Here is a 2,714-nt window from a genome sequence, read left to right on the forward strand (position 1 = left end):
TATAAATACTATTATAATCCCAAATTATCAAAGACGAGTTTTTTATAAATATGTTCCCAACCATATCTAATAAGTCAGATAAATATATTTTTTTAAATTGAAATTGAAATATTGCACCATTCTCACCTGGCAGTTAAAAGCACATTTCAATAAAACCACATCTCAGCACCCTCACAAGAGATAGCTTCCGTATAAACAATACCAACACAACCAGATATGATATTAGCTATTCCCCATTTTATATTCCCCATTCCCAACAACGCAATTCAATTTAGCCCCTTCTAACTTTACTCCTCTGAGATTAGCTCCTTGTAAGTTCGCTTTAGTCAAATTCGCCCACCGGAAATCGGCTCCTTCTAAGTCAGCATTACTCAGATTAGCGCCAAAAAGGTAACTCCCACTTAAATGAGTAAAACTAACATTAGCCCCAATTAAGTCAACTTTATAAAGGTGTGCCCCAATTAATTCTGCTTCGTGAAGATTAGCGTTACAAAGGTTAGCTTGATTCAGATTTGCATCAACTAAATTAGCAAAACTCAGATTAGCCCGTCTCAGATTAGCCTCATCGAGATCCGCACCTTTCAAATTAGCACCTCTGAGGTTAGCGCCAATTAGATTAGCGTTGCTCAAATCAGCTCCTTTCAGATTAGCACCCGTAAGATCAGCTCCAATTAAATTAGCTTCCCTCAAATCGGCGTGACTGAGATCTGCTTCAATTAAGTTAGCGTCAATTAGAGATACTTCAATTAAGTTAGCTTGACTAAGATTAGCCTGACTGAGATTAGCTTGATTTAGATTCGCCTGATTTAGATTCGCCGCAATCAATCTAGCCAAACTCAGATCTGCTTGTTTCAGATTACTTCCTATCAAATTAGCCCCTCTGAGGTTAATCTCGCTAAGGTTTGCATCGCTAAAATCCGGTTCTATTGTCGGGTTTTGGTTTCTCCATTTTATCCATCTCACTGCTCCCTGTTGGAGGAGTTTTAAATGTTCTAAATTTGCCATCTAATGTTTGTTGTTTGTTGTTTGTTGTTTGTTGTTTGTTGTTTGTCGCCAAACCAATAACCAATAACCAATAACCAATAACTATTCCTTCCTAATCATTGCCGGATTTTCCCTGCCATATACATTTTCTAATGCTGTCAGCACAGCTCGTGCCGCAGCTAAAATATCCTGTTCTTCACCACCTAAATAAAGCCGTCCAAAGCTACCAATTGCTGAAATTTGGAGGATATTAATTGATGCAGCTTTCTCAGCTTCATTTGCAGCCAAAGCCGCATAAGCAGCAGGTTCAACTTCTAAAACATAAAGAGTTTCCCCTGCTAAAATCATTTGCCCCCGACGGCTGCGATTAATTAATTGGGTGTGGTGAGGATCGATATTGCGGATAATTTGGCTGGAAATAACACGAGGTTTAAGACGTTCCCTTTCACTAACTCCTAAAGCTTCTAGAATCGCTCTCCCTGCTGCTCTGGTATCTCCCTGTTTGCTAGAATGAACTTCGAGAACACCGTAAAGTCGTTCCACCATTTGCACCGCTGGCCGAACAGAAGTAGATTTTAATGCAATATCTGTAATTCGATTAATTTCAATTCCTGGTGATATTTCAATCCACAGAGAAGCATCTCCCGGCAAGGGCAAAAACCCTAATGCTACTGTTCCCATGTAAGCCGCATGTTGAGGCTGCAAGCTGTCTAGAAATACATAAGCTCGCAATTCTGTACCCAAAATTATTATCTCCTATCCGAAAAATTATGTTCCCAAGCATCTCTATTCATCTCTCTTGTCTATCTCTTTTCCATCTGCTGTTTTAACTATAAAGCCACCCAGTTTTCGGATAGGTTGTCGGCTGAGGGCGAATCCCAAGCCTTTATAGCAGTCGCCAAGGCGGTTTTAACAAGGGGCTTAAGCGGGGCTTAAGCCCCTTGTTAAAATTTGCTAGCTCAGAATGTCCTAACCGCTGTGGCGCTTGCTATACTTGCCACCAGAGCTTAAGCCATTGATTGGCTTTAACATTTTATTACAATTTATGACAAAAATATCAATAACCCTTCACCCGTCAGGAGAGGGATGCAAAAAAATTCCCCCAGATGGGAGGGAATTGAGGGTAGATTGATGATGATGATTGATAACTTCAACCAATCTCAACTTCTAAAAGAGCTACCGTGACAGCATCAAAAGCAAAGGCTAATCCTATGGGCATGGGTGATTTTAAAAAATAGCTTAATATAGCAGCAACAAGGCTTAGTAATACCGCGCCAATGGACCAGAGTTTTTCTTCACCACTCAAGCCTTTTTCTGCTTTCAGCTTCCGCAGCACTTCAGGGGGAATAGGCTCAGGCATTACAGCTCCTGGTGGAAAAGCCCAGTATTGATGCCCTTCAATATATAAATCGCTCCAGTTGTTGTTATAGCACCATTCATTGAGCCAATCTTTACAAAAGTGTTTCATCGGTATCTGTTACAATATATTAAGGTTGAAGATTGTTTTATGTGGTCTAACTTAATCAGTTTGACCAATTCATTGAATTAGAAGAATAGCATAACCGAGTCTGATGGAAAAGAAAAAGATAAAAAACTTTAAATAACGAATTGTGGCTCGCCTGGGTGGGGAACGGGTGATGGGTGCGATTGGATCAAGACGTAGCCTGACTACCGCTTTCAACCGCCAAAGCGATTGGAAATCGCAGCTAGACAAACAAAGTCTGCCTCCG

At 40.5% G+C, this 2,714-nt stretch carries 3 protein-coding genes; all 3 read right to left on the bottom strand.

Going from position 1 to position 2,714, the window contains the following annotated elements:
* Positions 1 to 222: 222 nt before the first annotated feature.
* The gene (locus NJ959_RS03525) at positions 223 to 1,005 is read right to left on the bottom strand and encodes a pentapeptide repeat-containing protein (RefSeq protein ID WP_254010366.1); all 783 of its coding nucleotides are present in this window, start codon (positions 1,003 to 1,005) and stop codon (positions 223 to 225) included.
* An 81-nt stretch (positions 1,006 to 1,086) separates the two neighbouring features.
* A complete protein-coding gene (gene ccmP, locus NJ959_RS03530) occupies positions 1,087 to 1,728 on the bottom strand; it encodes a beta-carboxysome protein CcmP (protein WP_254010367.1) in 642 nt (213 codons plus the stop codon).
* 406 nt (positions 1,729 to 2,134) lie between these two features.
* A complete protein-coding gene (locus NJ959_RS03535; protein WP_254010368.1) occupies positions 2,135 to 2,452 on the bottom strand; it encodes a slr1957 family protein in 318 nt (105 codons plus the stop codon).
* Positions 2,453 to 2,714 lie beyond the last annotated feature (262 nt).

This window comes from Limnofasciculus baicalensis BBK-W-15 (assembly GCF_024178385.1).
In the GTDB taxonomy this organism is placed as follows: domain Bacteria; phylum Cyanobacteriota; class Cyanobacteriia; order Cyanobacteriales; family Coleofasciculaceae; genus Limnofasciculus; species Limnofasciculus baicalensis.